Raw genomic sequence first — 18,901 nt, forward strand, 5'->3', positions numbered from 1 at the left:
AAAGGAGGCTTTCGCCTCCTTTTTTGTTGTTTTTTTAAAAAGACATTGAAACATTTCTATATTTGCAACACTAACTGAATTAACTCCTTATGAAAAAAACTTTACTAACCCTTTCAGTATCCCTTTTGGTTTCCTTGGGGTACGGTCAATCAAAACTTTGGACAAAGACTTCTGAAGAAAAGATTGGAATTTTAGAAAAATTCGAACGGACTTCCCATCCGGATAAATTTGAACTTTTCGCCGTAAATTTTTCCCAATTAAAATCACAATTGGCAAATGCACCGCTTGACACGTCAGGAAGCCTTTCCAATGTTGTGGTTACTTTCCCGGATTACACCGGAAAACTATCGGAGTATGTTATTTACGAAGCTCCGGTTATGGAAAAAGGCTTGTCGGACAAATATCCTGATATCAAATCGTATGTAGGTAAAGGAATTACCGATAAGACCGCAACGATCCGTTTCAGTACTTCCTTATTTGGCTTGCATGTGATGATGACCTCCGGTGAAGCAGGAACGTATTATATTGATACTTACACGAAAGACTTAAACAATTATATCGTTTACAGCAGAAAAGACATCCGAAATACCAGAACATTCAGTTGTATGGTTGAAGACAGCCCGGAAGATGTTGTAAACAATACAGCAATTCAAGTTCAAAAAGCCACCGACGGAAAGTTCAGACAATACCGTCTTGCAATGGCTTGTACTATAGAATATGCGGCCTTCCATGTAAATGCTTCTCCGCAAACCGAAACAACCGATGCGGAAAAAAAAGCAACGGTTCTGGCGGCCATGAACACCACCATGACCCGTGTTAACGGTATTTACGAAAAAGACATGTCGTTACGCATGAACTTAATTGCAAATAATGATTTAATCATTTTCATATCCTCTGACAACTTCAACAACACCAACGCCAACACACTGATTAACCAAAGTCAGACGGTTATTGACGGTGCCATTGGCGCTGCAAACTATGACATTGGACACACTGTAAGTACCGGTGGTGGTGGTCTGGCGCAGTTAAACTCGCCGTGTACGGCTAATAAAGCAAGAGGAATCACTGGTTCCGGCGCACCGGTTGGTGACCCTTACGATGTAGATTATGTGGCACACGAAATGGGGCATCAGTTTGGAGGCCCTCACACGTTTAGCGGAACCGGAGGCAGTTGTGCCGGAAACGCAAGTGCCGCCGATGCTGTTGAACCTGCCAGTGGTAGTACAATTATGGCTTATGCCGGTATTTGCGGACCTGATGTACAACCCAACTCTGACCCGTATTTTCATGCTGTAAGCATTGCAAAAATGACCACTTTCATGACGGGAACCGGAAATTGTGCTGCACAGGCAAACAATAACAATACACCTCCTGTAATTGCACCTTTAACAAATTACACGATTCCTTACGGAACAGCTTACATATTAACCGGAAGTGCATCCGATGTGGATGGTACTGCAGCGTTAACGTATTGCTGGGAACAGACAAATGCGAGCGCGGGCACCGATTACCCTACTGCTGCACAAACCACTGGTCCTGTATACAGATCGATTAACCCAACAACTTCCCCTAAACGTTATCTGCCAAAATTTTCAGATGTACTGACCGGTAATTTAACACCGGCTTGGGAAGTAACACCGAATGTGGCCAGAACCATCAATTTCGCCTTAACGGTAAGAGACAACCAAACCCCTACAGGTGGTCAAACAGCAAGAGCAAACATGACGGTTACTACCGCCAATGTTGGTCCTTTTGCATTAACTTCACCTGCATCCGGAGCATCATGGGCAGTTAGCTCTTCTCAAAACATCACCTGGAATGTTGCCGGTACAACCACAAACGGCATTAATACGGCAAACGTTAACATCTTAATTTCTACTGACAACGGCGTTACCTTTACAACCCTTCTGGCAAACACGCCTAACGACGGTAATCAGCTTGTAACCATGCCAGCGGTTGGGGGCGTTAACTGCAGAATTATGATTGAAGCCGTTGGAAACATCTTCTACGCGGTATCTCCGAATTTCAGCATTGGTTATTCGGTTGTGACAACCTGTAACACATATACAGACGCTTCAGCTCTTCCCTTTGTGGATCAGGCTCCCGGTAATTACACTACAAGAACATTAACCGTTCCTATGAGTGGTTCTATTAGTTCGGTAGAAGTTAAAAACAACATCACACACACCTATCTTTCAGATGTACAAACAGACATCAGCAGCCCGGCTAATCCAAGCACTTTCGTTAAGCTTTTTAACAGAAGTTGTGGCGACACGAACGGGACTGTAAACCTTAATTTCGTTGACGGTGGCGGTGTGATCAACTGTACAGCCGGTGCCGCAACCCTTCAGAATGTAGCTCCAAGCGCAGCTTTATCCGCTTTTAACGGTCAAAATCCGAACGGCAACTGGACTTTCAGAGTCTATGATAATTTTGCAGGCGATACCGGAACCGTAAACTCATGGGCAATAACCGTTTGTACGCAAACGATTACCACCTTAGGCAATAACAGTTTTGGATTGGATAATTTCACCATTTATCCGAACCCTAACAACGGAAGTTTCAATGTACAGTTTACCACCAATACTTCTAACGAAATCAAAATTGGTGTACACGATATGAGAGGACGCTTGGTTTTCGAAAACAACTACCAAAACACGGGAACCATCAACCAGAACATTCAGCTGAACAATGTTCAGGCCGGGGTTTACATGGTTACCGTACAGGATGGTGAAAGAAAAGAAATGAAGAAAATTGTTGTGGAATAACAAACGCAACTTACAATAAACAGAAAAGCCCCATAAAGGGGCTTTTTTTATTCAACGCTTATGCTGTTTATGATTTGAGGCACATCGGTAATCACAAAATCCAAAGTGAAATACAATTTACCTTTTTCCTTTTTTAAATCTAATTTTCCTTTTTTTACATAAAAATAACCCGCCTGTCCTTTGCAGAAACAATGCCTGCCAAAAAGCATCTTGACATTTCCCAAGTCTTTATCGGTTAAACTTAGCTTATCTGCCTTGTTGTCAATCTCAAAAAGGATCTCTTCCCGATAACCGGCATCCTGCAAATCCTCGGGCGCCGTTTGAGCGTATTCAAAAAGCACAACCGATTTCGAAGGATCGTCTACGGTTTTATAATACAACTTTCCAGTTCCGTCTACGCTTACCTCAAGACGCTTGTTTTTTTTGATTTTTAAGCCACATTTCCCATCTTCCGGACATGATGACCGCAACGATGCCAAAACAACCTCATTTGGACTGTCTGCGACTTTTTCTTTTGTAGCCGTACAGCCCAAACAAAGCAACAACGGAAAAATAAAAAATGCTTTCATGGTTTCTTTTTGATAACTACTGCAAATACTACACCAATTATTTTCCGTTATATTCGCTCATGGTGTTGCCCAAACCGGCTAAAGCGAAAGAATTGATAGCCTGAAGGGCCACATCCATACGTTCGATAAGCTTTGTCTTTTCTTCTTCATCCCATTCGCCCAAAACATAATCCACCTGTCTTCCTTTTTTGAAATCATCGCTGATCCCGAAACGGAAACGCGGATAATCTGCAGAATTTAAAACCAGTTGGATATTTTTCAAGCCATTGTGCCCGCCGTCGCTGCCTTTTGGTTTGATTCGGATGGTTCCAAACGGCAAATTCAGATCGTCGGTGATGACCAAGATGTTGTCTTTGGCGATTTTCTCTTTTTCCATCCAGTACTGCACGGCTTTACCGCTAAGGTTCATGTACGTGTTGGGTTTCAGCAGCATCAGGGTTCGTCCTTTAACTTTATATTCGGTAACAGAGCCTAACTTAGCTGTTTCAAAAGAAAGCGACTCTTTTTTGGCCAAATGGTCAAGGATTTTAAAACCGATGTTATGACGCGTGTTCACGTATTCGGCACCGATGTTACCTAAACCAACTATTAAAAATTTTTTACTCACTTCGTTTCTGTTTTTTTGATGGAGTTCGAGAAGCTCCGATTTCATGGGATCGATAGGTTCTTTTGGAGAATGCTCTTTTCTGAAGATGTTTTTAAGCCATTTCATAACACAAAAGTAATGGAATTTCAAAACCTTTCCAAAAAGCCCAAAAAGCCACTCCACTAGCCCCGATGGGAGCGGCATCCTTTTTTCGGTGACTGAGGCTCGCGAAGTTACCGAAAAAAGATTACTTCGTCAGTTCGCTTCGCTCGTGTCAGCGGACAGCGGGAACAGCTTCTCCAAAAAAGACCAAGCCCTTCGCACTAAAAAATCTCGATTACAATTTATAACGGTTGCTTAAAACCACCCCGCCCTACGGAAACCTCCCGCTACGGAAACGGGAAAAATAAAAAAAGTCCCGATAAAATCGGGACTCTTGTATGGATGAGGATCAAAAATTATTTTTTCTTTCCTTTTGCTCCTTTTTCTGCTTTTGCAGCTTCCTGAGCAGCTTTCATCGCCGCACGAGAAATCTTCACCTGACAGATAACAGTATTGTCCGGTTGTAACAATCTGAAGTTGTTAGTAGGGATTTTAGTGATGTACAACTTGTTACCCATTTCTAACTCAGTGATGTCTGCTTCAACGAAGTCAGGTAAGTTAGCAGGCAAAGCTCTAACTTTCAATTTACGTTGGTTAAGACGTAAAACACCACCTGCCATAACTCCTTTAGAGTTACCGACAACTTTTACAGGAACTTCCATAGTGATTTCCTTTTTAGGATCTAACTGGTAGAAGTCGATGTGTAAAATTTTGTCTGATACTGGATCAAACTGGATATCTTGAAGGATAGCCTCATATTTTTTACCACCTGCCAAATCAATTGCAACGGTGTGCACGTTTGGAGTGTAAACTAAACCTTTAAAGCCTTTCTCTTCAGCTGTAAAGTGTACTGGTTGATCTCCTCCGTATAACACGCAAGGCACCATTCCAGCATTACGTACCGCTTTCGTTGCCGACTTGCCCACGCTTTCTCTTTCAGATCCTTTGATCGTAATTGATTTCATTTTGAAATATTTAAATAATTAATAAAATTCTAAACTATAAACTTCCCGCTAATGGAGTTGTTGTTCTGTACCATGTGCATTACTTCTGCAAACAATGGCGCACAGCTCACCACTCGTATTTTAGGGCTCTGTTGTTTCAACGGAATCGAATCGGTTACAATCAATTCCTGAATCTTCGAGTTTTCAATTTTTTCGTACGCACCACCCGACAGAATCGCGTGGGTACAAATGGCTCTTACACTCAAAGCGCCTCTTTCCATCATCATGTCTGCCGCTTTGGCTAAAGTACCTCCGGTGTCGATCATGTCGTCTACCAGAATTACGTTACGGCCTTTTACGTCACCGATCAGCTCCATAGTGTCGATTACATTAGCCGCTTTACGCTGCTTGTAACAGATTACCACGTCGGATTCCAAAAACTTGGAATAGGCATACGCTCTTTTTGAACCGCCCATATCCGGGGATGCGATGGTTAAATTCTCTAAATTTAAACTTCTCACATACGGCAGGAAAATAGTCGACGCAAACAGGTGGTCTACCGGCTTTTCGAAGAAGCCCTGAATCTGATCCGCGTGTAAATCCATGGTCATGATTCGTGTTGCTCCCGCTGATTCCAATAACTTGGCTACCAGTTTTGCTCCTATCGGCACTCTCGGTTTGTCTTTACGATCCTGACGCGCCCATCCGAAATAAGGGATTACCGCTGTAATGTGTCTGGCCGAAGCTCTTTTCGCTGCATCAATCATCAGCAAAAGCTCCATTAAATTGTCCGCACTTGGGAAAGTCGAACACACCAAAAACACGCGCAATCCGCGAATGGACTCTTCAAAAGACGGCTGAAACTCGCCATCACTATATTTAGAGAACGTTACCTTGCCCAGCTCCGCACCATAGTGCTCAGCGATCTTTTCAGCAAGATAGGTACTTTGTGAACATGCAAATATTTTTGCTTCCGGTTCAGTGTACGACATTTTAATTCGTTGTTATGTAGTTAGTTGAGTGTTGTGTTGCTCTAATGCGGTGCAAATTTAGAAATTAAATTCAACTCTGAAAGCAATTTTTTCTTTTATTTTTTGATTATATGTTGAATTTTTATTTACATTTGCACCCACAATTCGAAAGAACCGTATGCCGCGGTGGCGGAATTGGTAGACGCGCACGACTCAAACTCGTGTACTTAGGTGTGTGGGTTCGATTCCCACCCGCGGTACAACAAACCTCTCAGCAATGGGAGGTTTTTTTGTTTTACTAAACTGATAATCATAAGCTTTTTAGTCAAAAAAAACATTTATTCATGCTTAATTATTAAGTTTTTAACTTAACCACTTGCAATTTTTCACCATTTGTAGTATATCTGCATTATTCGTTCATTGAAACAAGATCTAACACATCCGAATGGTTCAAATCCATTAAAACAAAAATTAATAGAGTTAGTTTAACTGCAAAAACAGTCCTACTAATAGGCTGCTTAGCAACAAAGTCATTTGCTTTAGACTTTAGAGCAAATTTTAAAGACAATAAAATTATCAACATTAAAAAAACTAACGACATGGAAAACATTATTATTAAAAAAAATAAAAGTATGGATATAAAAATTAATTTAACGTTTAAAGGTAAGGGTGTGTACAACTATAATTAAAAAGGCAGGTAAAATACCTGCCTTTTTTGTTTCAATCCAACTATGTGTTTGCTTCCAACAAGACAATCTTCTCGGCTACAGTTCCCCTTTCAAAAAGACGGATGAGTTTAAAAACCCCACTGGCAATATAGCCCGGATTGCTTACTAATTGTGCAATCTTACGAACTTTCACATCCCGGCCCACAATCGCAAGTTTCTTAGCTTCAGCATCCATCGGAGCCAATTCCAACGCATATTTCCAGGCACCATCACGGGCGGTCTGCATGCTGAAATCGATTAAAAAAGTATCTGCACCGTTGGTGTATCTTAAAATCATTTTCAGCCTCGGCCAAACTTCGGACAAAGCATTTTCCACTCCTCCGACCAGGCTTGCAAGAATCTCATTGATCTTATCAAAATCGGTTTTCAGCTTGTGAATTTCTTCTCCGGGACAAATCTGGGCTGCCGCGATACCCAAATCGAGATTGATATGCGCATTGATGCCCAGCAAGAGATGCTGCAACAGTATCGGCCAGTAATTTTGCGTTTTTTCAAAGGCGAACTTCCAGCACTCCGAACAACTTTCCTTTTGCTTGTACTGATAATAAGCCATCAGATAACGGTTAGCAAAAACCACATCCAGTTGCTCCATGCGCAGGCCATCCTGAAAAATCCCTGCTGCAATACCTTCTTTCACTTTAATCGTTACCTTATGATACAAGGCTGCAAAATAGCCCAAAGGCGACTGATCGGCTTTCGATTGCGCAATGATTTCTTCCAATAACACTATTACTTCTTCGATTGTTGTAGCCTGTTTGATTTCCATCTGACAAATATTATTCTGAAATTTCTTTCAAAAATAAACAATTTGTCATACGAAACAAGTTCGCCAAAACCGATTTTAAAAGGGCCCGGGCTCAGGACTTCAAGCCTGAATCCGCTTTTACTCAATCTGTTCCCAACAAAATTTTTTACTTCGTTTGTAATTACCTATTTTTGAACCGAACAAACTAATGACGTATGAGCACAACCACTAGACACAACTGGACGAAAGAAGAAATCATCGCGATATACAACAAACCCTTGATGGATTTGCTTTACGAAGCGGCTTCCATCCACCGTGTACACCATGACCCGAATGTGGTTCAGGTATCCACTTTATTATCCATTAAAACCGGAGGATGTCCGGAAGATTGCGGCTATTGCCCACAGGCAGCCCGTTACCACACCGATATCGAAGGCAACGATTTAATGTCGGTTTCACAGGTGAAAGCACAGGCCTTACGTGCAAAATCAAGCGGTTCTTCCCGCGTTTGTATGGGAGCAGCCTGGAGAAACGTAAAAGACGGACCGGAATTCGATCAGGTATTGGAAATGGTGCGTACCATCAACAAACTGGACATGGAAGTATGCTGTACTTTGGGAATGTTGACCGAAAACCAGGCACAACGTTTGGCAGAAGCCGGATTGTACGCTTACAACCACAATTTAGACACTTCCGAAGAATATTATAAAGAAGTAATTTCAACCCGCGGTTTCGAAGACCGTTTGCAGACCATCGAAAACGTACGTAAAACCAACGTAACGGTGTGCAGCGGCGGTATCATCGGAATGGGCGAAAGCATCGAAGACCGTGCAGGAATGCTAGTAGCGTTATCGACGTTGAACCCACAACCGGAATCCGTGCCGATCAACGCATTGGTGGCTGTAGACGGTACACCGATGGAAGACGAAAAACCAGTGGAAATCTGGGAAATGATCCGCATGGTAGCCACTACAAGAATCGTAATGCCGGAAACCCAGGTGCGTTTGTCTGCGGGAAGAACCCAAATGTCCAGAGAAGGACAGGCGATGTGTTTCTTTGCCGGAGCAAACTCGATTTTTGCCGGAGACAAATTGTTGACCACTCCAAACCCGGACGTGAACGAAGACATGAAAATGTTCGAATTGTTAGGCTTACAACCGCAGAAACCGTTCATCAAACTGATGCAGCCGGAAACCGTGGAAGCCGAAGATTCAAAATTCCAGGCTTTAGGTGAAAAACCAAAATGGTCAAGGCCGGGACACACGATCGAAAGAAACCTTGAAGCGCAGACTAAAGGAAAAGAATGTTGTTAATTTTAACACTTTTCTAAAACAAAATATATTTACGGTAACGTAAAGCTTTCTTAACTTTGCTCTCAGCCCTATTTCTGAGAGCATTTTTTTGGCCACTAATTTTAATCGCCTTTCATGAAGTTACAGTTGACCGAAATCGAGCGTGTAAAAACCATTTCCAAAGAGGATTTTTATAATAATTACGTAAAAAAACAAAAACCGATAGTTATCGAGCAGCTAACCCAGGATTGGCCGGCGTATGAGAAATGGAAGCTGAACTATATTAAGGAACTTGCCGGCGATAAAACCGTACCGTTATATGATGACCGCCCGGTTTCCCACAAAGACGGTTTCAACGAGGCGCATGCCAAAATGAAAATGAGCGATTACATCGACCTGTTGCAATCCAAACCCACGAATTACCGCATCTTTTTATACAACCTGATGAAACAGGTGCCACAACTGCAAAACGACTTTAAATGGCCCGATATCGGCTTGAAACTCATCAAACAGTTACCGATGCTTTTCTTTGGTGGTGAAAATTCAAAAGTTTTTATCCATTACGATATCGATTATTCCAATATTCTGCATTTTCACTTTCACGGAAAAAAGCAATGCATTCTTTTTGATCCCGAACAAACAAAATATTTATACAAGGTGCCACATGCCCTGATTTCAAGAGAAGACATCGATTTTGACAATCCGGACTTCGAGAAGTGGCCCGCTTTGCAACACGCACAAGGTTTGATCTGCAACCTAAATCATGGCGAAATGCTTTACATGCCGGAAGGCTATTGGCATTATATGAAGTACCTGACGCCTGGGTTTTCCATGAGTTTGCGCGCCTATCCGAGAAAGTTAAGCAGTCTTTCCTATGCCGTGTACAATATTTTTGTGATGCGCCACTTCGACAATTTCATGCGAAAATGGAAAGGGCAGAAATGGATCGATTACAAAAACGAGCAGGCCGTAGTTAGAACCCATCGCAACTTAAACATCCAGTAATAAAAAATCCCGGTTTGAAACCGGGATTTTTTTATTTTTCAGTATTAGTAAATCACTTTTCGGTCTACTATCAGACCGTTTTCCAGTTCAATTTTAACGATTAAAGCATTGTTGGTTCTCTTTAAAGAATTCAAAACCACGGAATGCGCCGCAATGTTTTGCTTTTCAACCAAAAGGCGTCCCAGTATATCATAAACCGAAACCGCTTTAATACCTTCCAACGTAGACGAAATCTTCAATTCATCAACGGTTGCCACCATTATCGCATTACTTAGGACTTCCGTATCCGAATTTCCTAAAGTGGTGTTGGTAAAACGAAGCACGAAACGGTTGTTGAATTCACCTGCTTGCGTAGTAAAAGTGTAATCGGCCGCTTTTAAATCATGAATAATGTTCAGTAATTTGTCCTCCAGATAAATAGCCTGACTTGTTAAAACACCTTCCATTTGAGCAATGGAAACCGTATAGGTCTTTGCTTCTGCTGAACGGTAGCCCAATGGGACCACATCGTTAAGCACAAAAGTATTTCTTCCTTGAATCTTATATTTCTCTTCACCAATAAGCGAGTAAAACGTCGCCAAGGTATTGGTTTGGGTATATTGACCATCGTATCCATAATCCGCACCTGAGGTTGCTTCCGGGAAGAAGCCTACAAGCTGCTGACTGAAAATACCTTCCGCCTCATTTTTAAGGTTAAGCCAAACACGGTCGCTGCTGGCAACTTGCTCGTCTGCGGTACGGTAAAAATTCGCATTGGAATAGGTCGCTTTTCGCATGCTGTTGTTAAACACCACATTTCCGTTAGCGGAAGCATCAACCTGAAAACCTTGACCGGACGCTATAGCTCCAGTCGGCTGAGCGGTATTTCCCACTCCTGTGGAAGATGTTGCCGTTCCTCCTGACAAATTGTAATACGCGAAGTCATTCGGGCTGTAAACCGAACCGCTGTAATTGCCTACATGCGTCCAGAAATACAACGTTCCTGAAATAACACCCGCATTGGCGTTGATAAAATCATTAGCGCTGATGGCAGACGGATAAGGATTTCCGATTAAGTTGAAATCGTCGTTGTTTTTGGTATTGTCCATACTCAAGTTAACCGGCATGTTGATGATCCCGTTGTTCACTTTCCCGCTGAAAGTAACATTTTCCTGACGCGGAAAAGCTCCTGCAGCACTGGCCATAGCAGCATAGCCTCTACCGGCCTGCATGATTTCCGTTTGCGGTGTGAAAACCCAGGCATCCCTGTTATCATCGTGCGAATCGTTGTTATCGTCTCTAAAATTGGCCGCATTCAACTTATAGATTCTTGAAGGGTCCCAAGCCGAAAGAGCACTTCCAATAGTTCTGTTCTCTACCGGAGACGACCAGAACGTATAATCATATTGTTCAAAAGGCGCTGTGGTTTTGTAAACATTGATGGTTCCGTTGTTAGTAACCACGCCCGCATTATTGTTCATCACCAATGAACCGGCGTTGGCCACTTCAAGGATTCCTGTAGCATTTACGGTTACATCATTCAACACCTCAACAAAAGTATTGTCTCCGATTAACAGCGTTCTTCCGCCATTTACCGTCAAGCTGCAACAGGTAAAACTGCCATTCACACCCGTATTATAATTACCGTTGATAACCGCCAATGTATTTTTACTAGGTGCGCCGTTGGACCAGGCAGTTCCGTTCCAGGTGGAAGTTAGTGCCCCGCAAACCACAGGCAATTCCGTATAACTTTGTGAACAGATGGTCAGGGTGTAGGAATTTACGGTTCCGACATCGGCTGCACCTAAATCACGAATACCTACCAACCAGTTACCTTGTGGGTTCATGCCGTTATAAACGGATAATGCCTGAGCCGGCAAATAGGTTCCGTTAATTGGTGAAGCACAAACCATCGCCACACCCTGATCGTCAAACAATACATTTATATTGTCGTTGTTGGTACAGCTTCGGTTGAAAATGTTAATTTGGTTGGATGCCGACGGATTCTGCAATACTACCTGCAAATCTTCCACATACGGATGCGTCGCGTTCACTCTTAAATTCACGTCGGTAATTGTAGCGGCCGTAGGAACATTAATCGAACGAACCGTATAGACCGTATTGTTGTCCGGAACGTTAAAAGCAGAATTATAGGTGTAATCCGTACAGGTTGTTGTCATGGAATACCCAATGGCAAACCTGCTGGTATTGATCGCATAATAATCGTTTCCGGTAGGCTCAATCAGCAATCGGCAATTAGTGGAAAGCACATCCGGAACCGTAATGGTATGTGTACCGTCGTTTGGTGTATTGGCAAGAAGCGTGATTGGGAAAGTAACCCCACCGTCAATGGAAAGCAAAATATTTACATTGGCAGAACCTGTCAAAGCCGTTGTATTGTTTACCGTCCAGGTAATGGTTTGCGTACTTCCAATAGCCCAGCTAATCCCTGCAACATTTTGAGACGTAACAGAAAACGGCCCATAGGCATTGTCAAAGAACACGGTCATGTTATCGCTTTCGTTACAAGCACCGCCTGCTCTGTTATCGCGTACCGTAAATCTGAAATTTAAAGTTCTGTCTACTCCGGGAACAATTTCCCACATGTTGCCGCCTACCCCATTGGCCACGTGTCCTGCAAGATTTGGAAACCTGCGCATCGGGCTGGCGGTTGGTGTAAAGGAACGAAAATTGGGGCCGGTAGTTTTAGTGGTATTCGGATACGTCGTAGTAGCGTCTCCGATGTCCATTTGCTCCCAGCAGTAGGTTAAGGATGCCAAACCGTCTGCATCAGTACCAACACCTGTAAGTTTAAAAGCCGTACCAATTGGCAAGGTTTTATCGGCTCCTGCATTGGCTGTTGGCACGGCATTGCCTGTCGCCGTAAGGGTTGGACACGCTTTTGCCTTAATATTATTGCTTACCTGCTGAATACTTATAGCATGAAAATAGGCATCACTGTTCGCTTGAACATCGGTAGCCCCTGTGATTCCGGCATAGCCCATGATGGTGCTTCCGCTTCCGGGTTCCAATTGCGCCACAGCAACCTGTGTAGAATGGGTAAAAGTGTGATTGCCTCCGAACTGATGTCCCAATTCGTGGGCTACATAATCGATATCGAAGGTATCACCCTGAGGGATTCCGTTGGCCGGCGAGGTATACCCGCTTCCTTTTTGACCGTTTACACAGACACAACCGATACAACCGGCATTTCCACCGCCTCCGGTAGCTCCAAACAAATGACCCACATCATAATTCGCTTCTCCGATTACGGACGTTAGCGTGTTTTGAAGTTCAGCATTCCAGTTCGCCATATTGGCCGCTGCCGAATACGGATCGGTAGCCGCATTAGTGTATACTACATTAGCATTGGTTCCGATTAAAATCAACCGAACATTGAAATCATTTTCAAACACCCCGTTCACTCTCGTTACGGTGGCGTTGATAGCCGCCATGGCTCCGGCAACGGTTCCGCCATGAAAGGTTGTATATTCTCCAGTACAGGACATGGCCAGACGGAAACGGCGCAATTGCGAATCATCGGCATTGTTTAAGGCGCCTTTTTGTGCAGCCTCGTGCGCTACTAATTGTTCTTCGGTTCCGCAAGTAAAAGGCAAGCCGGTGGCTGCATTGTCTCTACGGTTAAAAACAATATACTTTTTATAATCTGTAGTTATCGGATCGATGATAGTGGTGCCGTGATTGGGTTTACGGATTATGGCACTAAAGCCTTTTTCATCTGAAATACTAAAACGAATAACCGTACCAGGATCGCTGACACTTACCCCCGCGTACGAACGGATATTGGGGAATTGCGCCTGCAAAGCCGGTTCCATAATGGAGGCTTCGGACACACGGAATTGCTCAAGAGTTCCCTTTTCATTCGGAACACTGATTGTCAATTTTTCGGCAGTGACTTTACCGCTGATTTTTGCAAGTTCCCTTTGAAGTTGCGGAAACTGTAAGGTAAACGTTTTGTATTCTTTCGGAAAATCTTCACGGAGTAATACACTTTTTTCTGTAGAAGGTATCAGTACCGTTGGATTCCAGAACTGTTTCTCTTGTGAGAATAGAGAGACAGCTGTTAATTGCAGCATAGCAATCAGCAGTAGTTTTTTCATTATTGGGTTAATTGGTTAGTTAGGTGCGGCAATATTATCTCTTTTTTAACAAATACCCAAGGAAATGTTTAAAAAAACCGTAATAAAAAAAGCGTCAAATCCTTGGACCTGACGCTTGTAATAAAAATCGTTATTTTTTATTTAATAAATCACTTTCTTATCAATTACCTGACCGTTTTGCAACGTCACTTTTACCAGTAAAGCACTCTGGGTTGGACGCACATTGGTTAAGGTATCGCTAATGGCATTGATGTTCTTTTTCTCAGCAATCAGCCTTCCTAAAACATCGTATACCATAACATTTTTGATCGGCTCCAACGAAGAACTAATGTGGATACCGTTGTTGGCATACACCATAACCGCGGCTGAAGCTGCATCAAAATCACCGGTACCTAAAGTCGTGTTGGTAAAGCGCAGCACAAATCGGTCGTTAAATTCTCCGGCCGGTGTTGAAAACACATAATTCGAAGCTTTCAGATCGTGAATGATATTCAATTGTCTGTCTTCTAAATACACATTGTTCGAACGCAACACCCCTTCGATATCCCCGATGGAAACCGTATAGGTTTTTTGGTAAGCCGAACGGAAACCTAACGGAATTCTGTCGTTTATATCAAAAGTACTTCTACCCTGAATTTTATAAGGTTTAGACTCTATTACGGAATAGAATGCCGCGTATGTCGCTGTTTTTACATTATAACCATCATAGCCTCTGTCTACACCCATAGTCGCATTCGGGAAGAAACCGATCAGCTGCTGACTGAAAATACCTTCCGGATTGGTAAGGTTCAACCAGATTCTGTCCTTTTGGGTTACTCCGGCCTGAGCATCTCTGTAGAAATTCGTATTAGCATGCGTTTTATTACGCATACCGTTATTGAACACTACCGAAGTAGCTACATCTGCATCGACCTGGAAGCCTTGCCCGGAAGCTATGAAACCGTTCGGCGCGTTGCTGTTACCGTTTCCGGAAAGCAAACCTGCTCTTGTTCCGGTTCCTCCGGCCAGGTTGTAATAAGCAAAATCATCAGGGCTGAAATTCAGTTGTTGTGGCCCCGGATTAATTGCTGCCACCTGTATATTTCCTTCGTGCGTCCAGAAATAAAGGGTTCCGGAAATACTTGGGTTATCAGTAATGAATTCATCAGCGCTGATTGCCGACGGATAAGGGTTTCCTACTAAGTTAAAATCGTCATTCACTTTAGCATTGTCCAAACTTAAAGCGATAGCTTGCGTAATCACCCCGTTATTCACCTTGCCATTGTATACAGCACCCTGTTGTGCCGGATAGGTCTGGTTGATTCTACCCATGGCCGCATAACCGCGCCCCGGAGACATGATTTCAGCCTGCGGGGTAAATACCCAGGCATCCATATTGTCATCATGGGAATCGTTGTTATCGTCTCTGAATTTGCTGGTATCTAATTTGTAGATATAATTCGGTTGCCATAAACTGAACACACTGATTGGTGTACCGGACACCGGTGACGACCAGAACGTATAATCGTAACGGTCAAAAGGTGTAGACATTTTACGCACATTCGTAGTTCCGTTATTGGTTACCGTACCAGCATCGTCAATCATTACCAGGGAACCCTGATTTTGGATTTCCAAAGTACCGTCAACCGTTAAATTATTCTGAATGGTAACAAAATCACCATTTTTAATATCTAAAGTAGAACCTCCGTTAATAACCAGGCTACAACAATCGAAATCCCCGTGAACAGAAGTATCATAATTGCCATTCAAAACAGCAGCCGTTGTTAAGGTTGGCGCACCGTTATCCCAAGCTGATCCATTCCAGGTAGTAGATGTTGCTCCCAAAGTTAACATGGTTGCGCTTGAAGCCACATAACAGGTAGCCGTATCTTCCATTACCTGACAGTAAAACTGATAGCCGTTCAATCCTGTCAAGTTAGAAATGTTCAAGGTATTTGAGGTTACACCGGAGAAAACCCCGGCATTCAGCATCATTGTCCATCCGGCATTGCCCGGCGCGGTATAATACCACTGATAGGTTAATCCGGCCCCGCCAAAAACAGATTCTGTACCGATTACAACGATTTGAGCCGAGTTGGTAGCACAATTAAAAGTCAAGGAAGGTGCAGTAGAAACCGGCGGATTGCGGATACCATCATAGGTATCAATAGTGGAATAATCGTCGTTACAACCATTGAAATCTACGATGTTCCAATCTGATGCACTAAAAGTTGTATTCGGAAGCGGTGTCGCTGTTTCCTTTCTCATGAAGTTATATCCCGCAGAGCCTAATCCCAAGGAATTAATCCAAGTTGTACCGTTACAAACACCCCAGGTATCAATAATGGTTCCTAATCGGGCTAAGTGGATACAGTCGTTATTGTTTACCCCGCTCGACACATCATTCTGATCGGCCAAGGACCCGTTACCGCCCGCTACCGCACAGGCTGTACCTACGCTGGTCGCTAAAGTAAAGGATTGTCCGGGCGCTAAAGTTCCGGTCAATGGGATATCATCACCAGTTCCCGATCCGTTATTACGGATAAGGATTTCATAATTGGTCATGTCAATGGTTGAAGACGTTGCATTAAACACTTCAATATAAGACAAGGATCCTGACGAAGCATCGGTTACCTGAGAGATGAACAATTCGGTAATTCCGGTAGCTGCCGGGGCACACGTACTGTTATCGTCTGCAATAACGGTAAAGGTGGAATATTTTTGTGTACAAGTTCCGGCATCCTCAATCACAACGTCACCCGTTGTGGCGCCTAAAGGAACTGTTGCTGTAATCACCGTGCCCGATACAACGGTGTAAACCGCATTCAAAGCACCAAATCTTACATTAGTAGCCGTTCCAAAACCGCTACCGTTAATGGTTACCACCGTTCCGGAAGGACCGCTGGTTGGGGTAATGGAAGTTATGGTTGTAGTTGGCGTACAGGAAATTCCCGTACCCTGAATGTTGAAATTATATGGGTTTTCATCACTATCGTTATTCGCAATGGAAAGAGCAGCAGAACGTAAACCTAAAGCCGATGGCTGGAACGTAATCTCAAAAGTGGTGGTTCCGGTAACCGCTGCCACTGGGGTAGTAGGCACTACCGACACACTGAAATCAGCTGCATTGGCTCCCGAAATGGCAATATACGGATTGACTCCAATCAAATGTAACGGATCTACTCCTGTATTTTGAATCGTAAAGGTTTTGGTAATGATGTTCCCGACTAAAGTGGAACCAAAATCGGTGTTGTCACCTACAATCGGAGTGGTATCACCATCTGCGATGGAAGTTGCATTTCCGGTGATGTTCATTTCCGGGAAAGTTGGTGGCGCACAATACACATAGATATCATCAAGTGTTCTTTCTTGGGCTCCAGACGCTCTGGTGTCTATAAATCGAAGATAATATGTCCCATTGGAATAGGCACTCAAATCAACTGTTTCCATAGCACAAGTGGCGGAAATAGTTGAAATGGTCACAACATCAGTCCATGGTGCTGCTCCTGTTGGAGAAATTTGAACCTTCATACTCCAAGCATCTGTTCCACCACTTCTTCTTTTATTAAATGTAAGTGTTTGAGGATTAACAATTGCCGGTGTAACAGCTGCATCATTAACTCCGTTAAAAACCATACCTGAAGCACCTCCGCAATTTTGACCTCCATATGTTATTGATGTCATAGTCCATCCTGCAGGCGCACCACTTTCAAAATTCGCTGATAAACAAGGTGCTGTCGGAGTAGCACAGTTGCTAACCGGTATCGTAGCCGATGTCCTGTAATTCATGGTTTGCGGAACGCTTATATAGGAATTAAAAGGAATCAACGCAAAATAATAAGCCGTGTTAGGAGTTAAACCGGTAACTGAAAACGACGTGTCCGTACCGGCTACCGAAGTATAACCGGCCACAGTGGCGTCACCAACAGAAGAACCAACAGTATGAATCATTCCGTCAGTAGGCAAGCCTGTGGGTGCCGAACCTGTTTTTTGTAAAATAATATATCCCGTACCACCAATGGTATTGGCCGCACTGAAACTTAAATTAATTTGTGTAGAAGATATAACGTTACAACTGAAGACAGCGGCATGTCCGGTTGGCTCCGTACTCCTTGTATAAGCCGCTATTACAGTGGGTGTAGCTAAATTATAGCAGTCACCTAAAGTATTGTATTCATAAGCTGTCACTCTGTACTCTGACCCTGGGTTCAATCCTGTTATTGGCGCTGCTGATGTTCCTGCCGCTCTGTAAACCACACGGTTGTTGGCGTCAATCTGACCTGCAGATGCCCAGTTTAAATTGGCTGTGTATGCAGTACCGCTAACAGGCGAAGCTGGCGATGGCACTCCGCCAGCAGAAGGCTTTATTACTATCATTCTTCCGTTCCCCGAACCTGCTGTCCAGCTTAGATCAAAACCATCTAAAGTGGAATTGCTATATGATAAAGCTGACGGTTGTGTTCCTGGTGCGGTACACCCTGAAGCTGTTCCTTGCACTGTAAAATCATCAATCCTGTGATTTCCACTGTTGGTTGACGTTGATGTCCATCTAAACCTTAAATTTGACACTCCTTCAGCACCAACTGGCAAACTCACACGAGTCCCACCATTTACCAAAGCCCATGTGGAATTGGTTGCAACATTTGTAAAAGCGACATTATTCCATGTGGTTCCGTCTGAACTCCATTGAAAAGTAACAGCCGCCGCAAAGGTAGCAGTGGATCGTCCTCCCCATAAAACCGTTATAGCAGTATAGCCGACAGTTGACAAGTTATTTGAATAGGTAAGTGTATGCGTTAAACCATTAGTACCGGTTCCGTTGAAAACAACATTTGCATTCCCACTTGCACCAGTATACCCACTGGAAACCGAGGCGGTAGACCCAGCCCAGCCATTTGTAGCATTAGAACTTGTCCAACCAGTTGGTAAAGTAGTAGTTGTTCCAAAATTTTCAGAATACAACGTTACTTGTCCCAAACTCACAAGCGAGAACAATAAAGAAAAAACTAGAAATTTTAATTTCATATCAAATTTTAGGTTTTTTTGGTGAAATTTCCTATATTTACATTCCCATTTTATCGACCAACGGCAAAAAATGGGGGATAAAGGTAC

At 43.2% G+C, this 18,901-nt stretch carries 10 protein-coding genes and 1 tRNA gene; 4 read left to right on the forward strand and 7 right to left on the reverse strand.

Features of this window, described 5'->3' with window-relative positions:
• The first annotated feature begins 89 nt into the window (after positions 1 to 89).
• Positions 90 to 2,768 (forward strand): reprolysin-like metallopeptidase, encoded by a 2,679-nt coding sequence (locus ACWPKD_RS14165; RefSeq protein ID WP_455413349.1) that lies wholly within the window; start codon positions 90 to 92, stop codon positions 2,766 to 2,768.
• A 47-nt stretch (positions 2,769 to 2,815) separates the two neighbouring features.
• On the opposite strand, the gene ACWPKD_RS14170 is transcribed toward ACWPKD_RS14165, so the two are convergent.
• The 4 genes from ACWPKD_RS14170 to ACWPKD_RS14185 all read right to left on the reverse strand — a co-directional run bounded on the left by ACWPKD_RS14170 (position 2,816) and on the right by ACWPKD_RS14185 (position 5,961).
• A complete protein-coding gene (locus ACWPKD_RS14170; RefSeq protein WP_455413350.1) occupies positions 2,816 to 3,337 on the reverse strand; it encodes a hypothetical protein in 522 nt (173 codons plus the stop codon).
• A 37-nt stretch (positions 3,338 to 3,374) separates the two neighbouring features.
• Positions 3,375 to 3,989, reverse strand: coding sequence for an aminoacyl-tRNA hydrolase (pth, locus tag ACWPKD_RS14175; protein ID WP_455413457.1), 615 nt, complete (start codon positions 3,987 to 3,989; stop codon positions 3,375 to 3,377).
• A 392-nt stretch (positions 3,990 to 4,381) separates the two neighbouring features.
• Positions 4,382 to 4,990 carry a 50S ribosomal protein L25/general stress protein Ctc gene (locus ACWPKD_RS14180; RefSeq protein WP_455413351.1) on the reverse strand — a complete coding sequence of 203 codons (609 nt, stop codon included), beginning with the start codon at positions 4,988 to 4,990 and terminating at the stop codon, positions 4,382 to 4,384.
• 29 nt (positions 4,991 to 5,019) lie between these two features.
• Positions 5,020 to 5,961, reverse strand: a complete 942-nt coding sequence (locus ACWPKD_RS14185; RefSeq protein WP_455413352.1) for a ribose-phosphate pyrophosphokinase — start codon at positions 5,959 to 5,961, stop codon at positions 5,020 to 5,022.
• A 159-nt stretch (positions 5,962 to 6,120) separates the two neighbouring features.
• On the opposite strand from ACWPKD_RS14185, the gene ACWPKD_RS14190 reads away from it, so the two are divergent.
• A tRNA-Leu gene (locus ACWPKD_RS14190) sits at positions 6,121 to 6,200 on the forward strand.
• A 469-nt stretch (positions 6,201 to 6,669) separates the two neighbouring features.
• Here the strand turns inward: ACWPKD_RS14190 and ACWPKD_RS14195 are convergent.
• Positions 6,670 to 7,434, reverse strand: a complete 765-nt coding sequence (locus tag ACWPKD_RS14195; RefSeq protein WP_455413353.1) for a DUF5995 family protein — start codon at positions 7,432 to 7,434, stop codon at positions 6,670 to 6,672.
• A 194-nt stretch (positions 7,435 to 7,628) separates the two neighbouring features.
• Here ACWPKD_RS14195 and bioB point away from each other — a divergent pair, with 194 nt between their 5' ends.
• Complete coding sequence (gene bioB, locus ACWPKD_RS14200) at positions 7,629 to 8,726, forward strand: biotin synthase BioB (protein WP_455413354.1); 1,098 nt, start codon at positions 7,629 to 7,631, stop codon at positions 8,724 to 8,726.
• A gap of 114 nt (positions 8,727 to 8,840) precedes the next feature.
• Positions 8,841 to 9,710 (forward strand): cupin-like domain-containing protein, encoded by an 870-nt coding sequence (locus ACWPKD_RS14205; RefSeq protein WP_455413355.1) that lies wholly within the window; start codon positions 8,841 to 8,843, stop codon positions 9,708 to 9,710.
• A gap of 44 nt (positions 9,711 to 9,754) precedes the next feature.
• On the opposite strand, the gene ACWPKD_RS14210 is transcribed toward ACWPKD_RS14205, so the two are convergent.
• Both ACWPKD_RS14210 and ACWPKD_RS14215 read right to left on the reverse strand, forming a co-directional pair.
• Positions 9,755 to 13,810, reverse strand: coding sequence for a reprolysin-like metallopeptidase (locus ACWPKD_RS14210; protein WP_455413356.1), 4,056 nt, complete (start codon positions 13,808 to 13,810; stop codon positions 9,755 to 9,757).
• A 141-nt stretch (positions 13,811 to 13,951) separates the two neighbouring features.
• Positions 13,952 to 18,814, reverse strand: coding sequence for a choice-of-anchor D domain-containing protein (locus tag ACWPKD_RS14215; protein ID WP_455413357.1), 4,863 nt, complete (start codon positions 18,812 to 18,814; stop codon positions 13,952 to 13,954).
• Positions 18,815 to 18,901 lie beyond the last annotated feature (87 nt).

The organism is Flavobacterium pedocola, from assembly GCF_053764385.1.